Here is a 16,081-nt window from a genome sequence, read left to right on the forward strand (position 1 = left end):
TGCGGTAGCTCGCTCTGTCACCCATCTAATCAGTTGGCGACAGAGCATAACATCGCCTTGCGATGTCCAGCACTGTCACCAATTTGTTACTTCTCCAAACCAGCCGGCGGCCAGTTTTCGAGTTTCATGCCCAAGGTCAGGCCGCGCGATGCCAGCACTTCCTTGATTTCGTTCAGCGACTTGCGGCCCAGGTTCGGGGTCTTCAGCAGTTCGTTTTCGGAACGCTGGATCAGGTCGCCGATGTAGTAGATATTTTCCGCTTTCAGGCAGTTGGCCGAACGGACGGTCAGCTCCAGGTCGTCCACCGGACGCAGCAGGATAGGATCGACCAGCGGCGCGCGCGACGGTGCTTCGGCGGCGGCTTCGGTGCCTTCCAGGGCGGCAAACACATTCAGCTGGTCCACCAGCACGCGAGCCGACTGGCGGATCGCTTCCTCGGGCGAAATCACGCCGTTGGTTTCGATGTTGATGATCAGCTTGTCCAGGTCGGTACGCTGTTCGACACGGGCCGATTCCACGGCGTACGACACGCGGCGCACCGGCGAGAACGAGGCGTCCAGGATGATGCGGCCGATGGTCTTGTTGGTGTCTTCCGACAGGCGGCGCACGTTGCCCGGCACATAGCCGCGGCCTTTTTCCACTTTGATCTGCATGTCCAGCTTGCCGCCGGCGGTCAGGTGGGCGATCACGTGATCCGGGTTGATCAGCTCCACGTCGTGCGGCAGGTCGATGTCCGAAGCCAGCACGGCGCCTTCGCCCTCCTTCTTCAGGGTCAGGGTGACGGCGTCGCGGTTGTGCACCTTGAACACCACGCCCTTCAGGTTCAGCAGCAGGTCAACCACGTCTTCCTGCACGCCGTCCAGCGAGGAGTACTCGTGCACGACGCCGGCAATGGTCACCTCGGTCGGGGCGTAGCCCACCATGGACGACAGCAGCACGCGGCGCAGGGCGTTGCCCAGGGTGTGGCCATAGCCGCGCTCGAACGGCTCCATCACCACCTTGGCGTGGCCGGCGCCCAGCGCTTCGACGTCGATGATACGGGGCTTCAACAAACTGTTTTGCATGTAAATGTCCTTTTCAATACCCTCGGCGCGTTAGGCCGATAAGGCTGATGGCATTAGTGAAAACGCCCACTCGCAGGGAGTGGGCGGGGGAACGGCTCAACTACCGATTAACGCGAGTACAGTTCGACGATCAGCGATTCGTTGACGTCGGCAGCGATCTCGTTACGCTCCGGCAGGGACTTGAAGGTGCCTTCCATTTTCTTGGAATCCACCGACACCCAGGCCGGCATGCCGACTTGCTCGGCCAGCGACAGCGCTTCGATGATACGGGTCTGCTTTTTCGACTTTTCGCGCACGGCGATCACGTCGCCCACTTTCACGGCGTAGGAAGCGATGTTCACCACCTGGCCGTTCACGGTGAAGGCCTTGTGCGACACCAGCTGGCGTGCTTCGGCGCGGGTCGAACCGAAGCCCATGCGGTAGGCCACGTTGTCCAGGCGCGATTCCAGCAGTTTCAGCAGGGTTTCACCGGTGTTGCCCTTGCGGCGGTCGGCTTCAGCGAAGTAGCGGCGGAACTGACGCTCCAGCACGCCGTAGATACGCTTGACTTTCTGCTTTTCGCGCAGCTGGTTGCCGTAGTCCGAGGTACGGGCGCCGGATTTGACGCCGTGCTGGCCGGGCTTGACGTCCAGTTTGCATTTGCTGTCCAGCGAGCGGCGGGCGCTCTTCAGGAACAGGTCGGTGCCTTCACGGCGGGAGAGTTTGGCTTTAGGTCCGATATAACGTGCCACAATGCTTCCTTTTTAAAATAATAACGCCCCAGCCGCATCGGTATGCGGTTAGGCGCTAGTCTGGTCCGCGTTTGGCCAGACGTGGCTGAAACGACAAAAAACCTGCCAGCGCGCGGCCGACAGGCAATAACAGCCGGGCAGTATAACCGTTTCCAGCTGCCTGCTCCAGCGTTTTATGGCGGGAGGACGGGTTGCCCCACCCTGCCCGCATACCGCATTAGATGCGGCGGCGCTTCGGCGGACGGCAGCCGTTGTGCGGAACCGGGGTCACGTCCTGGATCTCGGTGATCTTGATGCCCAGGTTGTTCAGGGCGCGCACAGCCGATTCACGGCCCGGGCCGGGGCCCTTGATACGCACTTCCAGGTTCTTCACGCCGCACTCGATCGCCACCTTGCCAGCCGCTTCGGCTGCCACCTGGGCTGCGAACGGGGTCGATTTGCGCGAACCCTTGAAGCCGGCGCCGCCCGAAGTCGCCCACGACAGGGCGTTGCCCTGGCGGTCGGTGATGGTGATGATGGTGTTGTTGAAGGAAGCGTGCACGTGGGCGATGCCCTCGGCGACGTTCTTCTTGACTTTCTTGCGCACGCGGGCTGCTGCGGCGCTGCTCTGTTGCTTAGCCATGTGATTTCCCTAGATTATTTCTTGAGCGATTGAGCAGCCTTGCGCGGACCTTTGCGGGTACGGGCATTGGTGCGGGTACGCTGGCCGCGGACCGGCAGGCCCTTGCGGTGACGCAGGCCGCGGTAGCAGCCCAGGTCCATCAGACGCTTGATGTTCATCGACAGTTCGCGGCGCAGGTCGCCTTCGACGATGAACTTCGCTACTTCGTCACGCAGCTTTTCCAGTTCGCTGTCGTCCAGGTCCTTGACCTTCTTGTCGGTCGCGATACCGGTGGCGGCGCAGATGAACTTGGCGCGGGGACGGCCAACACCGTAGATGGCGGTCAGGCCGATGACGGTGTGTTGATGATTGGGGATATTAACCCCTGCGATACGTGCCATTCGTTATTCCTCGATAAGAACGGTTATTAACCTTGACGCTGCTTGTGACGCGGTTCGACGCAGATGACGCGAACCACACCCTTGCGCTTGATGATCTTGCAGTTGCGGCAGATGCGCTTGACTGAGGCGTTAACTTTCATAATGAACTCTCTTGTTGGTTCGATTGTTTTTTACTTGGTCCGGAACACGATGCGGGCACGGGACAGGTCGTAAGGTGTCAGCTCTACCGTCACCTTGTCGCCAGGGAGGATGCGGATATAGTTCATCCGCATTTTACCCGAAATGTGCCCGAGCACCACGTGCCCGTTTTCCAGTTTTACTCGAAATGTTGCATTTGGGAGATTTTCCAGGATCTCGCCCTGCATTTGTATGACGTCGTCTTTTGCCATTCGGTTTGCTTGCCGCGCTTATCGCGTCGGAATTCCGCCCTTGAAGTTAGCTTTGCGCAGCAGCGATTCATATTGCTGCGACATCACGTAGTTTTGTACCTGGGCCATGAAGTCCATGGTCACCACGACAATAATCAACAGAGAAGTGCCGCCAAAATAGAACGGTACTTTCCACTCGGCTTGCATGAATTCCGGCAGCAAACACACCAGGGTGATGTAGATGGCGCCTGCCAGGGTCAATCGGGTCAGGATCTTGTCGATGTAGCGGGCGGTCTGTTCGCCGGGACGGATCCCGGGCACAAAGGCGCCGCTCTTCTTCAAGTTGTCCGCAGTCTCCTTGCTGTTGAACACCAGAGCGGTGTAGAAGAAGCAGAAGAACACGATTGCGATGGCATACAACAATGCGTGGATAGGCTCACCTGGTCCCATCGATGCAGCCAAATCTTTCAGGAACCGGATCGCCGGGTTGGCCGTATCGGCGCCCGTCGTAAACCAGCCCACGATGGTGGCCGGGAACAAGATAATCGACGATGCGAAGATGGGCGGTATCACGCCAGCCATGTTGAGCTTCAATGGCAGGTGCGAGGTTTGACCACCGTAAATCTTGTTACCAACCTGACGTTTCGCATAGTTCACCAGGATCTTGCGCTGCCCACGTTCCACGAATACCACCAGGAAGGTGACCAGTGCCACCAGGAGCACAATGATGATCGCCGAGAAGCTGCCGATGGCGCCGGTGCTGACCTGGGAGAACAAGCCTCCCAGCGCGCCCGGCAGACCGGCGGCGATACCGGCGAAAATAATGATCGAAATGCCGTTGCCCAGACCGCGCTCGGTGATTTGCTCACCCAGCCACATCAGGAACATGGTGCCGGTCAACAGCGTTACGACCGTGACGAAACGGAAAGCCAGGCCCGGGTCCAGCACCAGGCCCGCCTGCGACTCAAGGGCAACCGCAATGCCCAGCGCCTGGAAGGTCGCCAGCGCCACCGTGAAGTAACGGGTGTACTGGGTGATCTTGCGCCGGCCTGCTTCGCCTTCCTTCTTCAGCGCCTCCATCTGCGGCGACACGATCGACAGCAGCTGCATGATGATCGAGGCCGAGATGTAAGGAGTGATGCCAAGTGCGAAGACGGTGAAGCGCGCCAGTGCGCCACCACTGAACATGTTGAGCATGCCCAGGATGCCGCCCTCTTGCGACTTGAACAGGTCGGCCAGGCGCGCTGGATCGATCCCGGGCACCGGCACGTGCGCGCCGATGCGGTACACCACCAATGCGCCCAGCAGGAACCACAGCCGGCCCCAGGGGAAGCCGGCTGCCGCGCTTTTCGCCAATTGCGGATTAGTCGCCAATTTTCGCTCCGATCAGCGCGGGGGGGCTCAGGCTACCGAGCCGCCGGCCGCCTCGATGGCAGCCTTGGCGCCGGCGGTCACTTTCAGGCCTTTGAGGTTCACCGCTTTGGTGATCTCGCCGGACAGGATGACGCGCACGTCGCGTGCCAGCACGCTCAGAACACCAGCTTGCTTCAGCACCAGGATGTCGACATCGCCCACAGCCAGGTTGTTCAGGTCGGACAGGCGCACTTCAGCTTTGAAGGTGGCGTTGAGCGACTTGAAACCGCGCTTGGGCAGACGGCGTTGCAGGGGCATCTGACCGCCTTCGAAGCCGACTTTGTGGAAGCCGCCCGAACGCGATTTCTGGCCCTTGTGGCCGCGGCCCGCGGTTTTACCCAGGCCGGAGCCGATACCGCGACCGACGCGACGCTTGGCGTGCTTGGCGCCGTCGGCGGGTTGAATGGTATTGAGTTCCATGATTTCTCCGTGAGTAAGCCGGGGCTTACGCAACTACTTTAACGAGATACGAGACTTTGTTGATCATGCCACGCACGGCCGGGGTGTCTTCCAGCTCGCGCACGGAGTTCACACGGCCCAGGCCCAGGCCGCGCACGGTGGCGCGGTGGTCCTGGCGGGTGCCGATCAGGCCTTTGACCAGTTGTACTTTGACGGTTTTGGTAGTCATGTCGTTCACCTTAGCCCAGGATCTCTTCAACCGACTTGCCGCGCTTGGCAGCGATGTCGGCCGGGGTGCTCATTTTCGCCAGGCCGTCCAGGGTGGCGCGGACCAGGTTGTACGGGTTGTTCGAACCGGTGGATTTGGCCACCACGTCGGTCACGCCCATCACCTCGAAAATGGCGCGCATTGCGCCGCCGGCGATGACGCCGGTACCGGGCTTGGCCGGGCTCATCAGGACGCGCGAGGCGCCATGGCGGCCGGACACGGTGTGCTGCAGGGTGCCGTTCTTCAGCGGTACCTTGATCAGGTTGCGGCGCGCTTCTTCCATCGCCTTCTGCACACCGACCGGTACTTCCTTCGACTTGCCCTTGCCCATGCCGATGCGGCCATCGCCGTCACCTACCACGGTCAGCGCGGCGAAGCCCATGATGCGACCACCCTTGACCACTTTGGTCACGCGGTTGATCGCGATCATTTTTTCGCGCATGCCGTCATCCGGCTTGTCGCTTGCCATTTTTGCTTGCATTTTTGCCATGATCGTTTCCTTAGAACTTCAGACCGGCTTCACGCGCGGCTTCAGCCAGCGCCTTGACACGGCCGTGGTAACGGAAACCGGAACGGTCGAAGGCGACTTCGGTGATACCGGCTTTCAGTGCTTTTTCTGCGACGCGCTTGCCGACCAGAGCGGCAGCGGCGGCGTTGCCACCCTTGCCCGACTTACCAGCCAGCTCGGCGCGCACTTCCGCTTCCACGGTCGAGGCCGAAACCAGTACTTTGGCATCCGGGGAGATCAGGTTCGCGTAAATGTGCAGGTTGGTGCGGTGCACCGACAGGCGGTTTACTTTCAGTTGCGCGATCTTGATACGGGTTTGACGTCCGCGGCGCAGACGAGATTCTTTTTTATCCATCGTCAGCCCCTAATTACTTCTTCTTGGTTTCTTTGATCTTGACCACTTCGTCCGAATAACGGACGCCTTTGCCCTTATAAGGCTCAGGAGCGCGGTAAGCACGCACTTCAGCGGCCACCTGGCCGACCTTTTGGCGATCGATACCGCTGATCACGATTTCGGTCGGGGTCGGGGTGGCGACCTTGACGCCTTCAGGCATCGCGTGCACGACCGGGTGCGAGAAGCCCAGCGACAGGTTCAGCTTGTCGCCCTGGGCTTGGGCTTTGTAGCCCACGCCAACCAGGTTCAGCTTTTTCTCGAAACCTTTGGTGACGCCGGTGACCATGTTGTTGACCAGGGCACGCAGGGTGCCGGACATGGCGTTGGCTTCACGCGAGTCGTTGGCCACGTCGAAGGTCAGGGTGCCAGCGTTGTTTTCGACTTTCACCTGGCCGGTCAGTGCCTGCGACAGCACGCCCAGCGGGCCCTTGACGGTGATCGCTTGTGCGGAGATGGCGACTTCGGCGCCGGCCGGCACTGCGATGGGCATTTTAGCTACACGAGACATAGTGTTAACTCCTTAAGCGACGTAGCAGATGACTTCGCCGCCGACGCCGGTGGCGCGGGCTTTGCGGTCGGTCATCACGCCTTGCGGGGTCGACACAATGGCCACACCCAGGCCGTTCATGACGGTCGGGATCTCGTCCTTGCCCTTGTAGACGCGCAGGCCCGGACGGGACACGCGCTCAAGGCGCTCGATGACGGGACGGCCCACGTAGTACTTCAAACCGATCTTCAGTTCCGCTTTGCCATCAGCTTCGGCAACAGCGAAATCTTCAATGTAACCCTCGTCCTTCAGGACGTTGGCAATCGCTACTTTGACTTTCGACGATGGCATGGCCACGGTCGTTTTTTGCACGCCCTGGGCGTTGCGAATGCGGGTCAGCATATCGGCGATAGGATCGCTCATACTCATTGCTTATTCTCCTATTACCAGCTAGCTTTAGTCATACCAGGAATCTCACCACGCATGGCGAATTCACGGAGCTTGATACGGCCCAGACCGAATTTACGGAAGGTGCCGCGCGGACGACCAGTGACGGCGCAACGGTTGCGCTGACGGGTGGGAGCCGAGTTACGGGGCAGGGCCTGCAGTTTCAGGCGCGCTTCGTAACGCTCTTCTTCCGACTTCGACTGGTCATCAATGATGGCCTTCAGCGAGGCGCGCTTGGCGGCGAATTTGTTCGCCAGGGCCACGCGCTTCTGCTCACGGTTAATCAGTGCGAGTTTTGCCATGATCTCAGTTTCTGAACGGGAATTTAAAGGCGGCGAGGAGCGCTTTGGCTTCGTCGTCGGTCTTGGCGGTGGTGGTGATCGAAATGTTCAGGCCACGCAGCGCATCAATCTTGTCGTACTCGATCTCGGGGAAGATGATCTGTTCCTTGACACCGATGTTGTAGTTGCCGCGACCATCGAAGGCACGGCCGTTCACACCACGGAAGTCACGCACGCGCGGCAGGGCCACGGTGATGAAACGGTCCAGGAACTCGTACATGCGGGCGCCGCGCAGGGTCACCATGGTGCCGATCGGATAGCCTTCGCGGATCTTGAAACCGGCGATAGCTTTACGGGCCTTGGTGGTGACCGGCTTCTGGCCGGCGATCTTGGTCAGGTCGCCCACAGCGTGCTCGAGCACTTTCTTGTCGGCGATGGCCTCACCCACACCCATGTTCAGGGTGATCTTGGTCAGACGGGGGACTTCCATCACCGATTTGTAACCGAATTTCTCGGTCAGGTCGGCGACGACCTTGTCTTTGTAGAATTGTTGGAGACGGGCCATTTTTATACCTTCACTACTTCGCCGGAGGACTTGTAGACGCGGACTTTTTTGCCATCCACTTCCTTGAAGCCCACGCGGTCTGCTTTGCCGGTCGCGGCGTTGAACAGCGCGACGTTGGACACGTGAATCGGCATGGTCTTATCGACGATACCACCAGTGACGCCGGTCATCGGGTTCGGTTTGACGGCCTTCTTGGCCACGTTCACACCTTCCACCACGACGTGCTCGGCGTCGACGCGACGCGACACGACGCCGCGCTTGCCCTTGTCTTTCCCGGTCAGCACGATGACTTCGTCGTTTTTACGAATCTTATCCATTACGACTCCTTACAGGACTTCAGGTGCCAGGGACACGATCTTCATGAACTTCTCAGTGCGCAGTTCGCGCGTGACAGGTCCAAAGATACGGGTACCGATCGGCTCCAGCTTGGCATTCAGCAGCACGGCGGCGTTGCCGTCGAACTTGACCAGGGAACCATCCTGGCGACGCACGCCCTTGGCGGTACGAACCACCACGGCGTTATAAATTTCACCTTTTTTGACACGGCCGCGCGGCTGGGCCACCTTTACGGTGACCTTGATCACGTCGCCAATGCCAGCATAACGGCGCTTGGAGCCGCCCAACACCTTGATGCACATGACTTCCTTGGCACCAGTGTTGTCGGCTACTTCGAGCCGGCTTTCAGTTTGAATCATAGTATTCTCTTTCCCAACTTAAGCCGAAGAATCCACACAATGTGAACCCGCGGTCAGTCTTGGTCCCGCCAGAGCGCCCTGCTGGGCCCACTGTTTGGGTGCTTGACCTTCGTACTGCCTTCGACCGCGGATCCGCGTCTGTGGACAGACACTTAGCGGCGATACATGAACGAAGCCCGCAAGTATGTCATACAACCTGCGGGCCTGCAAGAACTAATTGAAAAATGATCCGCCGTTGCCGGCGGACCACACTTCAATTAAACGATTTGTGCGGCTTGCACCACACGGGTCACGGTCCATGCCTTCGTTTTCGAGATCGGACGGCCTTCCACGATTTCCACCGTGTCGCCGGCTTTCACCTGGTTCGACTCGTCATGCGCGTGGTATTTCGCGGAGCGCACGATGATCTTGCCGTACAAAGGATGTTTCACGTGACGTTCGATCAGCACGGTAACGGTCTTGTCCATTTTGTCGGACACCACTTTGCCGATCAGAGTCCGCTTGTTTTTCACTGCGTCGGTCATTTGGCTTCCTTGGTGTTCAGTACCGTCTTCACGCGCGCGATATCGCGGCGCACCTTTTTGAGCTGCGAAGTATTGCTCAGTTGCTGCGTCGCGACTTGCATACGCAGGCCGAACTGGGCCTTCAGCAGATCGTTCAGCTCTTTTTGCAGAGCTGCCTGGTCTTTGCCGCGGAGTTCAGATGCTTTCATATTTCACTCCTGTTATTGGCCGACCTGGCGTACCACGAAGGTGGTGGCCAGGGGCAGTTTGGCGGCAGCCAGGCGGAATGCTTCGCGCGCCAGTTCTTCTGCGACGCCGTCCATCTCGTACAGGACCTTGCCCGGACGGATTTCAGCGACGTAGTACTCGGGATTACCCTTACCGTTACCCATACGGACTTCGGCAGGCTTGTTCGAGATCGGCTTGTCGGGGAACACGCGGATCCAGATACGGCCGCCACGTTTGATGTGACGGGTCATGGCGCGACGTGCTGCTTCGATCTGGCGCGCGGTGATACGGCCGCGGGCCACGGCCTTCAGGCCGAATTCGCCGAACGACACGGCGGTGCCGGTGCCGTGAGAAATGCCGGTGTTACGGCCTTTCTGCTCTTTACGATACTTTCTGCGTGCTGGTTGCAGCATGGTTATTCTCCTGCTTTCTCAGCTGGCGCAGCGGCGGCCGGCTTAGCCGAGCGCACGCGGGCAGCACCTGCCGGGGATGGTTTAGCACCGGCGGGACGGGGGCGGCCGGAAGGCTTGCCATCGTCGCGGCGCGGGCCACGGCTCTTCTTCTCGTCCGGCGGGGTGTCGATCACGGGCGCGTCGCCGTTGGGCGCGCGGTCACCCTTGTAGACCCACACCTTGACACCGATGATGCCGTAGGTGGTCGAGGCTTCCGAGGTGCCGTAGTCGATGTCGGCGCGCAGGGTGTGCAGGGGCACACGGCCTTCGCGGTACCATTCGGTACGGGCGATCTCGATGCCGTTCAGACGGCCCGAGGACATGATCTTGATGCCCAGGGCGCCCAGGCGCATGGCGTTCTGCATGGCGCGTTTCATGGCGCGGCGGAACATGATGCGCTTTTCCAGCTGCTGCGAGATGGAGTCGGCGATCAGCTGCGAATCGATTTCCGGCTTGCGGATCTCTTCGATGTTGACGTGCACGGGCACGCCCATGATCTTGGTCAGGGCCGACTTCAGCACTTCGATGTCTTCGCCTTTTTTACCGATCACGACACCAGGACGCGAGCTGTAGATGGTGAAGCGCGCGTTCTTGGCCGGACGCTCGATGACGATGCGGCCGACCGAAGCGTTTTTCAGCTTGGTCTTCAGGAAAGCGCGGGCTTTCAGGTCTTCGTTCAGCATGGCGGCAAAGTTGCCGTTGCCAGCGTACCAGCGCGACGCCCAGTTACGGGTGACGGCCAGGCGGAAGCCGGTTGGATGTATCTTCTGTCCCATCGTGACTCCTTAGTTGCCAACAGTCACGTAGATGTGACAGGATTGTTTCGAGATACGATCACCCCGGCCCTTGGCGCGTGCAGTGAAGCGCTTCAGGATCGGGCCCTTTTCGACGTAGATCGTTTTCACGAACAGTTCGTCGATGTCGGCGCCGTCATTGTGCTCGGCGTTGGCGATGGCCGACTCCAGCACTTTCTTGATGATGGTGGCGCCTTTTTTCGGGCTGAACTGCAGAATGTTCAGCGCGGCGTCAACCTTCTTGCCACGGATCAGGTCAGCCACCAGGCGGCCTTTTTGATCCGACAGGCGCACGCCTTTGAGGATAGCTTTGGTTTCCATTATTTCTTCGCCTTCTTGTCAGCGGCATGGCCCTTGAACGTGCGGGTCAGCGCGAATTCGCCGAGCTTGTGACCAACCATGTTCTCGGAAACGTACACAGGCACGTGCAGCTTGCCGTTGTGGACAGCGATCGTCAGGCCGATGAAGTCAGGCATGATGGTCGAACGACGGGACCAGGTTTTGATGGGCTTTTTGTCCTTGGTCGCTTGCGCGGCTTCGACTTTTTTCACCAGGTGGGCGTCGCAGAACGGCCCTTTTTTCAATGAACGAGTCATGATTTATCCTTATTTCTTGCCGCGGCGCGAGACGATCATGGAAGAAGTACGCTTGTTGCTGCGGGTCTTCTTGCCCTTGGTCTGTTGACCCCATGGCGACACGGGGTGGCGACCGGCGGCGGTACGGCCCTCACCACCACCGTGCGGGTGGTCGATCGGGTTCATGACCACACCACGCACGGTCGGGCGGACGCCGCGCCAACGCATGGCACCGGCTTTACCGATCTTGCGCAGGCTGTGTTCAGCGTTGCCGACTTCACCGACGGTGGCGCGGCACTCGATGTGCACGCGGCGCACTTCGCCGGAGCGCAGGCGGACCTGGGCGTAGGTGCCTTCGCGGGCCATCAGCACGACGCCGGCGCCGGCGGTACGGGCCATCTGGGCGCCCTTACCTGGCAGCATTTCGACGCAATGGATCACGGTACCGACCGGGATGTTGCGGATCGGCAGGCAGTTACCCGGTTTGATCGGGGCTTCCGAACCGGCCAGCAGGGTATCGCCCACCGCCACGTTTTTCGGGGCGATGATGTAGGCGCGCTCGCCGTCGGCGTAGCACAGCAGGGCGATATGGGCGGTGCGGTTCGGATCGTATTCGATGCGTTCCACTTTGGCCGGGATGCCGTCCTTGCTGTTGCGTTTGAAGTCGACCAGGCGATAGTGCTGCTTGTGGCCACCGCCGATGTGGCGGGTGGTGATGTGGCCGTTGTTGTTACGGCCGGCGGTCTTCGACTTTTTCTCGACCAAGGCGGCGAACGGACGACCCTTGTACAGGTCGGCGTTGACCACTTTCACCATGCCGCGACGGCCTGGCGAAGTCGGTTTCATCTTAACGAGTGCCATTATTTAGCCTCCTCGGAGAAATTGATTTCCTGGCCGGGCTTCAGGCACACGAAAGCGCGCTTGGTATGGTTGCGGCGGCCGATACGGGCGCCGGAACGCTTTTCCTTACCTTCGCGGTTGACGGTCTGCACCGATTCCACTTCGACCTTGAACAGCAGTTCAACGGCGGCCTTGATTTCCGGCTTGGTTGCGTCGGTGGTGACACGGAACACGATCTGCTCGTTCTTTTCCGCCACCAGGGTGGCTTTTTCGGAAATGACGGGAGCCAGCAGCACCTTCAGCAGGCGCTCTTCGCTAATTTTCGCTGCGCTCATGCCAGCATCTCCTCAATCTTGGCCAGGGCAGCCTTGGTCACCAGGATCTTCTTGTAGAAGACCAGCGACATCGGGTCTGCGTGACGCGGTTCAACCACCAGCACGTTCGGCAGGTTGCGCGAAGCCAGCAGCAGGTTTTCGTTGATGGTGTCGGTGATGATCAGGACCGAGTCAAAGCCCAGGCCGGTCAGCTTTTGCGACAGCAGCTTGGTTTTCGGGGCTTCGATGGCCAGGTCTTCGATCACGACCAGACGGTCTTCACGGGCCAGTTGCGACAGGATCGAGCAGATACCTGCGCGATACATCTTCTTGTTGACCTTGTGGGTGAAGTTCTCGTCGGGCGAGTTCGGGAAGGTACGGCCGCCGCCGCGCCACAGAGGCGAGGACGACATACCGGCACGGGCGCGGCCGGTGCCTTTCTGGCGCCATGGCTTCTTGGTCGTGTGGTGGACTTCTTCACGGTCTTTTTGCTTGCGGTTGCCGCTACGGGCGTTGGCAGCATAGGCGACCACGATCTGGTGGATCAGCGCTTCGTTGTAGTCGCGGCCGAACACGGTGTCAGCAGCAGCCACGTTGGAGGCGGCTTGACCTTGGGCGTTCAAGAGCTTGAGTTCCATGAATTAAGCTCCCTTCTTAGCTTTGACTTTAACGGCGGGCGATACCACGACCTGACCGTTTTTGGCGCCAGGAACGGCACCCTTCACCAGCAGCAGCGAGCGCTCGGCGTCGATGCGGGCGATTTCCAGGTTCTGCACGGTGACGGTGACGTCGCCCATGTGACCGGTCATGCGCTTGCCGGGGAACACGCGGCCCGGATCCTGGGCCATACCGATGGAGCCAGGAACGTTGTGCGAACGCGAGTTACCGTGGGTCTGGCGACCCGAGGCGAAGTTGTGACGCTTGATGGTACCGGCATAGCCTTTACCGATGCTGACGCCTTGCACGTCGATCTTTTGACCGACCTCAAACAGCGACACGGCGACGACTTCGCCGGCTTTCAGTTCGGCAGCTTTAGTGGTGTCAACGCGGAACTCTTTCAGCAGAGTACCAGCTTCGACGCCAGCTTTGGCGTGGTGACCAGCGACGGCTTTGGTCACGCGGGAAGCGCGACGTTGACCGAAAGCGACCTGAACAGCGGAGTAACCATCCACTTCAGGGGTTTTGATTTGCGCAACACGGTTGTTCGACACGTCCAGCACGGTGACAGGAATCGAATCCCCGTCATCGGTGAAGATACGCATCATGCCAACCTTGCGACCGAGGAGGCCAAGGCTCATTTTTTCTCCATTCCCACCTACGATTGGGCGGGGATATGTTGAACTACTAAAAAAGTACGGACCATAAAAAGACGTATCCATACCGAAGCCGGCTAGTTTAGCGTGAAAAGACCCTTGACGCAACAACTAAATACGAGGTATGTCGTGGTCTGTTGCACAAAGTTTGCACAGCCGCTGCGCCGCCTCAAGGGGCACCTGGAGACCGGCCGCTAGCATGGCTGTTCCACCACTACCGGAGCTCCCATGAAAGCCCTCTTCCCCGCCCTGCTGCTGGCCCTGGCCGTCCATGGCGGCGGCGCCCAGGCCGCTGCCCAGGCCAGCGCCGGCATCAGCGCCGTCACGCTGGGCGTGATCGACCTGACCCCGGACGACGGCCGCGCCGCCGCCTACCGCATCGACTCGTTTAACAGCCGGCTGATTGCCTACACCGACACCCGCAACAGCGGCGGCAGTTTCGAGCGCGAGATCAGCTACCCGGCGCCATCCACGGCCAGCCGGATCGAGGCTGCGCTGGGTTCCACGCTGGCCGGCGCCGGCGTGACGGGCGCCCTGGGCGCAGTATCGGCCTGGACGGCGGCCAACGCCAGCCTGGGCCTGGACAACGCGGCCAGCGGTGAAAGCGAGCAGCGCCTGTGGCTGACGCTGGCGCCGCACACGCTGCTGACGGTGGGCGGCCAGGTCTGGACCGAGGCCAGCCGCAGCCTGGACGGGGCCGGCTACCGGGTGTTCACCTGGGCGGCGGTCGACATCAGCGACCGCAACATGACCACGGTCAGCTACCTGACCCGCGAGAGCACCCTGGTCTGGGGCGAGAATACGACCTGGGCCGGCAGCGACGACGCCTTCCTGCTGGCCTTTGCCAATCCCGGCAACACCAGCCTGGCGGTCAGCCTGAACTTCTTGGCATACACCGACGTGGCGGTGGCCGCCGTGCCCGAACCGGCCACCTGGGCCATGCTGCTGGCCGGCCTGGCGCTGGGGGCGCTACGCCTCACAGCAAGTCGAGGAATTGCCGTGGCGTCAACCCGGCATCCTTGGCGATACCTGCCCTCGTAAAGGCATGGATGGGGTTATGCCGGGGAATGACAACAACGCGGGCGCCATTGCTCATGATGATATGGCGCCCCTGGCGCTCGATACGGAACCCTGCCTTTTGCAACGCACGCACGGCGTCCAGATGGTTGATCCCGGGGATCTTGACCACGGCCTCACACCAACACTTCCACTTCCTTCACGTCCGGATCGCGGAACTGCTCCTCGATCACGGACAAATACTCCTGGATGGCAATCTTGATGTTTTCAATCGCCTCTTCTTCCGTCGCCCCCTGCGACCAGCAGCCCGGCAAGGCTGGTACGCCCACGCTGTAGCCCTCTTCTGTATATCTCAACAAGACACGGTAACGCATGGCACCTCCTGCAAAACGGCCATTGTACGCCCGCTCCATGGCTGGTCATTTTGCGGCGTATCAGTACCGGCGCCATCACTCGGGCACGTGGATGCTGGCCTTGATGTGCTTGAGGTGGGCCACGATGGTGAAGGTCATCACCACCAGCAGCGACCACGAGCTCCATTTGCTGACGTGGACCGCCGACCAGGCGCCCAGCTGGTTGGGGTAGCTCCACACCTGCCAGAAGGTGCTGATGTTTTCCGCCAGCCAGATGAAGAAGCCGATCAGCACGAAGGACAGCGCCAGCGGCATGCCTCGTTCGCGGTCCAGCGGCCGGAACACCACCGTGGTGCGGGCGTACAGGCCCAACGCACAGGCCGCCAGATACCAGCGGTAGTCGCCGATATAGTGATGGGTGAAGAAGTTGGCGTAGATCAGCAACGCGATCAGCACCGCCATCCAGTACGGCGGGTGATGGCGGATACGCAGATCGAACAGACGCCAGGCCTGGATGATGTAGCTGCCCACGGCCGCGTACATGAAACCGGAGAACAGCGGCACTCCCAGCACCTTGGTGTAGGCGAAGTCGGGATAGCTCCAGGACTGGATGGCGCCCGAGACCTTGAACGCCTCCAAGGCGAAACCGACCAGGTGGAACAGGGTCACGGCCTTGAGCTCGTCGATGGTTTCCAGCCTGGCCCACACCATCCAGGCCTGTATCGCCAGCGCCACCGCCAGCAGCACATCGTAGCGTGGCAGGCCGAACAGGCCGGTGCGCGGCACCAGGAACACGGCGCCGAAGAACAGGCCGGCAAACAGGCAGGCGCGCGCCTCCTTGATGCCGAAGTACAGGAACTCCAGCACAAAGCGCGGCAGGCCGCGCAGCCCGGGCCGGGCGGCGCCGTTCAAGAGATGGAGATCCAGGGCTGCCAGCATGGCGCGGTCCAAGGTGTTGTGAAGCGCCCTACGATAAGGCAGCGTCTGCCGGATGGCAAGCACCCCGGCGCCAACAAAAAAGCCGGTCCGCGCGAGCGGTACCGGCTTCCTGGGGGAGGATGGCGTTGCCG

The 16,081-nt window shown here is 60.6% G+C and carries 31 protein-coding genes; 1 reads left to right on the forward strand and 30 read right to left on the reverse strand.

From position 1 onward, the window contains the following. Positions 1–86: 86 nt before the first annotated feature. The 27 genes from ACLB1G_RS09395 to rplC form a co-directional block, all read right to left on the reverse strand. The gene (locus tag ACLB1G_RS09395) at positions 87–1,064 is read right to left on the reverse strand and encodes a DNA-directed RNA polymerase subunit alpha (RefSeq protein ID WP_491626940.1); all 978 of its coding nucleotides are present in this window, start codon (positions 1,062–1,064) and stop codon (positions 87–89) included. 107 nt (positions 1,065–1,171) lie between these two features. Beyond that, positions 1,172–1,795, reverse strand: coding sequence for a 30S ribosomal protein S4 (gene rpsD, locus ACLB1G_RS09400; RefSeq protein ID WP_491626941.1), 624 nt, complete (start codon positions 1,793–1,795; stop codon positions 1,172–1,174). A 217-nt stretch (positions 1,796–2,012) separates the two neighbouring features. After that, entirely contained in the window at positions 2,013–2,417 is a 405-nt protein-coding gene (gene rpsK, locus ACLB1G_RS09405) for a 30S ribosomal protein S11 (RefSeq protein WP_072786827.1), read from the reverse strand. Positions 2,418–2,431: 14 nt separating this feature from the next. Next, positions 2,432–2,797: a 30S ribosomal protein S13 gene (gene rpsM / locus ACLB1G_RS09410; RefSeq protein ID WP_155436377.1), complete on the reverse strand. Its 366-nt coding sequence runs from the start codon at positions 2,795–2,797 to the stop codon at positions 2,432–2,434. Positions 2,798–2,823: 26 nt separating this feature from the next. Next, entirely contained in the window at positions 2,824–2,937 is a 114-nt protein-coding gene (gene rpmJ / locus ACLB1G_RS09415) for a 50S ribosomal protein L36 (RefSeq protein WP_005663407.1), read from the reverse strand. Between the two features lie 30 nt (positions 2,938–2,967). Next, positions 2,968–3,186, reverse strand: coding sequence for a translation initiation factor IF-1 (gene infA, locus ACLB1G_RS09420; RefSeq protein ID WP_005663428.1), 219 nt, complete (start codon positions 3,184–3,186; stop codon positions 2,968–2,970). A gap of 18 nt (positions 3,187–3,204) precedes the next feature. Continuing rightward, on the reverse strand, positions 3,205–4,539 hold the full coding sequence (gene secY / locus ACLB1G_RS09425; protein WP_491626942.1) for a preprotein translocase subunit SecY: 1,335 nt from the start codon (positions 4,537–4,539) through the stop codon (positions 3,205–3,207). A 27-nt stretch (positions 4,540–4,566) separates the two neighbouring features. Then, positions 4,567–4,998 (reverse strand): 50S ribosomal protein L15, encoded by a 432-nt coding sequence (rplO, locus tag ACLB1G_RS09430; protein WP_491626943.1) that lies wholly within the window; start codon positions 4,996–4,998, stop codon positions 4,567–4,569. Between the two features lie 25 nt (positions 4,999–5,023). Continuing rightward, positions 5,024–5,206: a 50S ribosomal protein L30 gene (rpmD, locus tag ACLB1G_RS09435; protein WP_491626944.1), complete on the reverse strand. Its 183-nt coding sequence runs from the start codon at positions 5,204–5,206 to the stop codon at positions 5,024–5,026. Between the two features lie 10 nt (positions 5,207–5,216). After that, the gene (gene rpsE / locus ACLB1G_RS09440; RefSeq protein WP_491626945.1) at positions 5,217–5,735 is read right to left on the reverse strand and encodes a 30S ribosomal protein S5; all 519 of its coding nucleotides are present in this window, start codon (positions 5,733–5,735) and stop codon (positions 5,217–5,219) included. 10 nt (positions 5,736–5,745) lie between these two features. After that, positions 5,746–6,108, reverse strand: a complete 363-nt coding sequence (gene rplR, locus ACLB1G_RS09445; protein ID WP_107144084.1) for a 50S ribosomal protein L18 — start codon at positions 6,106–6,108, stop codon at positions 5,746–5,748. Between the two features lie 13 nt (positions 6,109–6,121). After that, positions 6,122–6,655: a 50S ribosomal protein L6 gene (rplF, locus tag ACLB1G_RS09450; protein WP_491626946.1), complete on the reverse strand. Its 534-nt coding sequence runs from the start codon at positions 6,653–6,655 to the stop codon at positions 6,122–6,124. Between the two features lie 12 nt (positions 6,656–6,667). Then, positions 6,668–7,063 (reverse strand): 30S ribosomal protein S8, encoded by a 396-nt coding sequence (gene rpsH / locus ACLB1G_RS09455; RefSeq protein WP_491626947.1) that lies wholly within the window; start codon positions 7,061–7,063, stop codon positions 6,668–6,670. Between the two features lie 14 nt (positions 7,064–7,077). Next, positions 7,078–7,383, reverse strand: coding sequence for a 30S ribosomal protein S14 (rpsN, locus tag ACLB1G_RS09460; protein WP_491626948.1), 306 nt, complete (start codon positions 7,381–7,383; stop codon positions 7,078–7,080). Positions 7,384–7,387: 4 nt separating this feature from the next. After that, positions 7,388–7,927, reverse strand: a complete 540-nt coding sequence (gene rplE, locus ACLB1G_RS09465; protein ID WP_491626949.1) for a 50S ribosomal protein L5 — start codon at positions 7,925–7,927, stop codon at positions 7,388–7,390. A 2-nt stretch (positions 7,928–7,929) separates the two neighbouring features. After that, a complete protein-coding gene (gene rplX / locus ACLB1G_RS09470) occupies positions 7,930–8,244 on the reverse strand; it encodes a 50S ribosomal protein L24 (protein ID WP_491626950.1) in 315 nt (104 codons plus the stop codon). Between the two features lie 9 nt (positions 8,245–8,253). After that, complete coding sequence (gene rplN / locus ACLB1G_RS09475; RefSeq protein WP_050409761.1) at positions 8,254–8,622, reverse strand: 50S ribosomal protein L14; 369 nt, start codon at positions 8,620–8,622, stop codon at positions 8,254–8,256. 257 nt (positions 8,623–8,879) lie between these two features. Further along, positions 8,880–9,146, reverse strand: a complete 267-nt coding sequence (rpsQ, locus tag ACLB1G_RS09480; protein ID WP_491626951.1) for a 30S ribosomal protein S17 — start codon at positions 9,144–9,146, stop codon at positions 8,880–8,882. Next, entirely contained in the window at positions 9,143–9,334 is a 192-nt protein-coding gene (gene rpmC, locus ACLB1G_RS09485; protein WP_491626952.1) for a 50S ribosomal protein L29, read from the reverse strand. Before rpmC ends, rpsQ begins: the two co-directional genes overlap by 4 nt. Before the next feature lie 12 nt (positions 9,335–9,346). Continuing rightward, the gene (gene rplP / locus ACLB1G_RS09490; protein WP_491626953.1) at positions 9,347–9,766 is read right to left on the reverse strand and encodes a 50S ribosomal protein L16; all 420 of its coding nucleotides are present in this window, start codon (positions 9,764–9,766) and stop codon (positions 9,347–9,349) included. Positions 9,767–9,768: 2 nt separating this feature from the next. Then, positions 9,769–10,581: a 30S ribosomal protein S3 gene (rpsC, locus tag ACLB1G_RS09495; protein ID WP_491626954.1), complete on the reverse strand. Its 813-nt coding sequence runs from the start codon at positions 10,579–10,581 to the stop codon at positions 9,769–9,771. Positions 10,582–10,590: 9 nt separating this feature from the next. After that, the gene (gene rplV / locus ACLB1G_RS09500) at positions 10,591–10,923 is read right to left on the reverse strand and encodes a 50S ribosomal protein L22 (RefSeq protein ID WP_174864456.1); all 333 of its coding nucleotides are present in this window, start codon (positions 10,921–10,923) and stop codon (positions 10,591–10,593) included. Then, entirely contained in the window at positions 10,920–11,195 is a 276-nt protein-coding gene (gene rpsS, locus ACLB1G_RS09505) for a 30S ribosomal protein S19 (protein ID WP_050409767.1), read from the reverse strand. Before rpsS ends, rplV begins: the two co-directional genes overlap by 4 nt. A 9-nt stretch (positions 11,196–11,204) precedes the next feature. Beyond that, complete coding sequence (rplB, locus tag ACLB1G_RS09510) at positions 11,205–12,035, reverse strand: 50S ribosomal protein L2 (protein WP_491626955.1); 831 nt, start codon at positions 12,033–12,035, stop codon at positions 11,205–11,207. Next, positions 12,035–12,349, reverse strand: a complete 315-nt coding sequence (gene rplW / locus ACLB1G_RS09515) for a 50S ribosomal protein L23 (RefSeq protein ID WP_491626956.1) — start codon at positions 12,347–12,349, stop codon at positions 12,035–12,037. The genes rplB and rplW overlap by 1 nt, the downstream gene beginning before the upstream one ends. Beyond that, a complete protein-coding gene (gene rplD, locus ACLB1G_RS09520) occupies positions 12,346–12,966 on the reverse strand; it encodes a 50S ribosomal protein L4 (RefSeq protein WP_491626957.1) in 621 nt (206 codons plus the stop codon). Before rplD ends, rplW begins: the two co-directional genes overlap by 4 nt. Positions 12,967–12,969: 3 nt before the next feature. Further along, positions 12,970–13,626 carry a 50S ribosomal protein L3 gene (gene rplC / locus ACLB1G_RS09525; protein ID WP_491626958.1) on the reverse strand — a complete coding sequence of 219 codons (657 nt, stop codon included), beginning with the start codon at positions 13,624–13,626 and terminating at the stop codon, positions 12,970–12,972. A gap of 243 nt (positions 13,627–13,869) precedes the next feature. On the opposite strand from rplC, the gene ACLB1G_RS09530 reads away from it, so the two are divergent. After that, positions 13,870–14,682, forward strand: a complete 813-nt coding sequence (locus ACLB1G_RS09530; protein ID WP_491626959.1) for a PEP-CTERM sorting domain-containing protein — start codon at positions 13,870–13,872, stop codon at positions 14,680–14,682. Here the strand turns inward: ACLB1G_RS09530 and ACLB1G_RS09535 are convergent. The 3 genes from ACLB1G_RS09535 to ACLB1G_RS09545 all read right to left on the reverse strand — a co-directional run bounded on the left by ACLB1G_RS09535 (position 14,618) and on the right by ACLB1G_RS09545 (position 15,950). Further along, positions 14,618–14,830, reverse strand: coding sequence for a type II toxin-antitoxin system HicA family toxin (locus tag ACLB1G_RS09535; RefSeq protein ID WP_491626960.1), 213 nt, complete (start codon positions 14,828–14,830; stop codon positions 14,618–14,620). The genes ACLB1G_RS09530 and ACLB1G_RS09535 overlap by 65 nt on opposite strands. A 4-nt stretch (positions 14,831–14,834) precedes the next feature. Further along, positions 14,835–15,032 (reverse strand): type II toxin-antitoxin system HicB family antitoxin, encoded by a 198-nt coding sequence (locus ACLB1G_RS09540; protein WP_491626961.1) that lies wholly within the window; start codon positions 15,030–15,032, stop codon positions 14,835–14,837. Positions 15,033–15,107: 75 nt separating this feature from the next. Then, entirely contained in the window at positions 15,108–15,950 is an 843-nt protein-coding gene (locus ACLB1G_RS09545; RefSeq protein WP_491626962.1) for a DUF817 domain-containing protein, read from the reverse strand. Between the last annotated feature and the right edge of the window lie 131 nt (positions 15,951–16,081).

It is taken from the genome of Duganella kummerowiae (assembly GCF_053572355.1).

Excerpts from the sequence above, each read along its gene's own strand:
- rpsH (WP_491626947.1), bottom strand. The coding sequence starts at position 7,063 with ATGAGTATGAGCGATCCTATCGCCGATATGCTGACCCGCATTCGCAAC.
- rplO (WP_491626943.1), bottom strand. The coding sequence starts at position 4,998 with ATGGAACTCAATACCATTCAACCCGCCGACGGCGCCAAGCACGCCAAG.
- infA (WP_005663428.1), bottom strand. The coding sequence starts at position 3,186 with ATGGCAAAAGACGACGTCATACAAATGCAGGGCGAGATCCTGGAAAAT.
- rpsS (WP_050409767.1), bottom strand. The coding sequence starts at position 11,195 with ATGACTCGTTCATTGAAAAAAGGGCCGTTCTGCGACGCCCACCTGGTG.
- rplN (WP_050409761.1), bottom strand. The coding sequence starts at position 8,622 with ATGATTCAAACTGAAAGCCGGCTCGAAGTAGCCGACAACACTGGTGCC.
- rplB (WP_491626955.1), bottom strand. The coding sequence starts at position 12,035 with ATGGCACTCGTTAAGATGAAACCGACTTCGCCAGGCCGTCGCGGCATG.
- rpmC (WP_491626952.1), bottom strand. The coding sequence starts at position 9,334 with ATGAAAGCATCTGAACTCCGCGGCAAAGACCAGGCAGCTCTGCAAAAA.
- rplC (WP_491626958.1), bottom strand. The coding sequence starts at position 13,626 with ATGAGCCTTGGCCTCCTCGGTCGCAAGGTTGGCATGATGCGTATCTTC.
- rpsM (WP_155436377.1), bottom strand. The coding sequence starts at position 2,797 with ATGGCACGTATCGCAGGGGTTAATATCCCCAATCATCAACACACCGTC.
- rplX (WP_491626950.1), bottom strand. The coding sequence starts at position 8,244 with ATGGATAAGATTCGTAAAAACGACGAAGTCATCGTGCTGACCGGGAAA.
- ACLB1G_RS09530 (WP_491626959.1), top strand. The coding sequence starts at position 13,870 with ATGAAAGCCCTCTTCCCCGCCCTGCTGCTGGCCCTGGCCGTCCATGGC.
- rplD (WP_491626957.1), bottom strand. The coding sequence starts at position 12,966 with ATGGAACTCAAGCTCTTGAACGCCCAAGGTCAAGCCGCCTCCAACGTG.
- ACLB1G_RS09540 (WP_491626961.1), bottom strand. The coding sequence starts at position 15,032 with ATGCGTTACCGTGTCTTGTTGAGATATACAGAAGAGGGCTACAGCGTG.
- rpsN (WP_491626948.1), bottom strand. The coding sequence starts at position 7,383 with ATGGCAAAACTCGCACTGATTAACCGTGAGCAGAAGCGCGTGGCCCTG.
- rpsE (WP_491626945.1), bottom strand. The coding sequence starts at position 5,735 with ATGGCAAAAATGCAAGCAAAAATGGCAAGCGACAAGCCGGATGACGGC.
- rplF (WP_491626946.1), bottom strand. The coding sequence starts at position 6,655 with ATGTCTCGTGTAGCTAAAATGCCCATCGCAGTGCCGGCCGGCGCCGAA.
- rplW (WP_491626956.1), bottom strand. The coding sequence starts at position 12,349 with ATGAGCGCAGCGAAAATTAGCGAAGAGCGCCTGCTGAAGGTGCTGCTG.
- rpmD (WP_491626944.1), bottom strand. The coding sequence starts at position 5,206 with ATGACTACCAAAACCGTCAAAGTACAACTGGTCAAAGGCCTGATCGGC.
- rplE (WP_491626949.1), bottom strand. The coding sequence starts at position 7,927 with ATGGCCCGTCTCCAACAATTCTACAAAGACAAGGTCGTCGCCGACCTG.
- rpmJ (WP_005663407.1), bottom strand. The coding sequence starts at position 2,937 with ATGAAAGTTAACGCCTCAGTCAAGCGCATCTGCCGCAACTGCAAGATC.
- ACLB1G_RS09545 (WP_491626962.1), bottom strand. The coding sequence starts at position 15,950 with ATGCTGGCAGCCCTGGATCTCCATCTCTTGAACGGCGCCGCCCGGCCC.
- rplP (WP_491626953.1), bottom strand. The coding sequence starts at position 9,766 with ATGCTGCAACCAGCACGCAGAAAGTATCGTAAAGAGCAGAAAGGCCGT.
- ACLB1G_RS09395 (WP_491626940.1), bottom strand. The coding sequence starts at position 1,064 with ATGCAAAACAGTTTGTTGAAGCCCCGTATCATCGACGTCGAAGCGCTG.
- rpsC (WP_491626954.1), bottom strand. The coding sequence starts at position 10,581 with ATGGGACAGAAGATACATCCAACCGGCTTCCGCCTGGCCGTCACCCGT.
- rplR (WP_107144084.1), bottom strand. The coding sequence starts at position 6,108 with ATGGATAAAAAAGAATCTCGTCTGCGCCGCGGACGTCAAACCCGTATC.
- rpsQ (WP_491626951.1), bottom strand. The coding sequence starts at position 9,146 with ATGACCGACGCAGTGAAAAACAAGCGGACTCTGATCGGCAAAGTGGTG.
- rpsK (WP_072786827.1), bottom strand. The coding sequence starts at position 2,417 with ATGGCTAAGCAACAGAGCAGCGCCGCAGCAGCCCGCGTGCGCAAGAAA.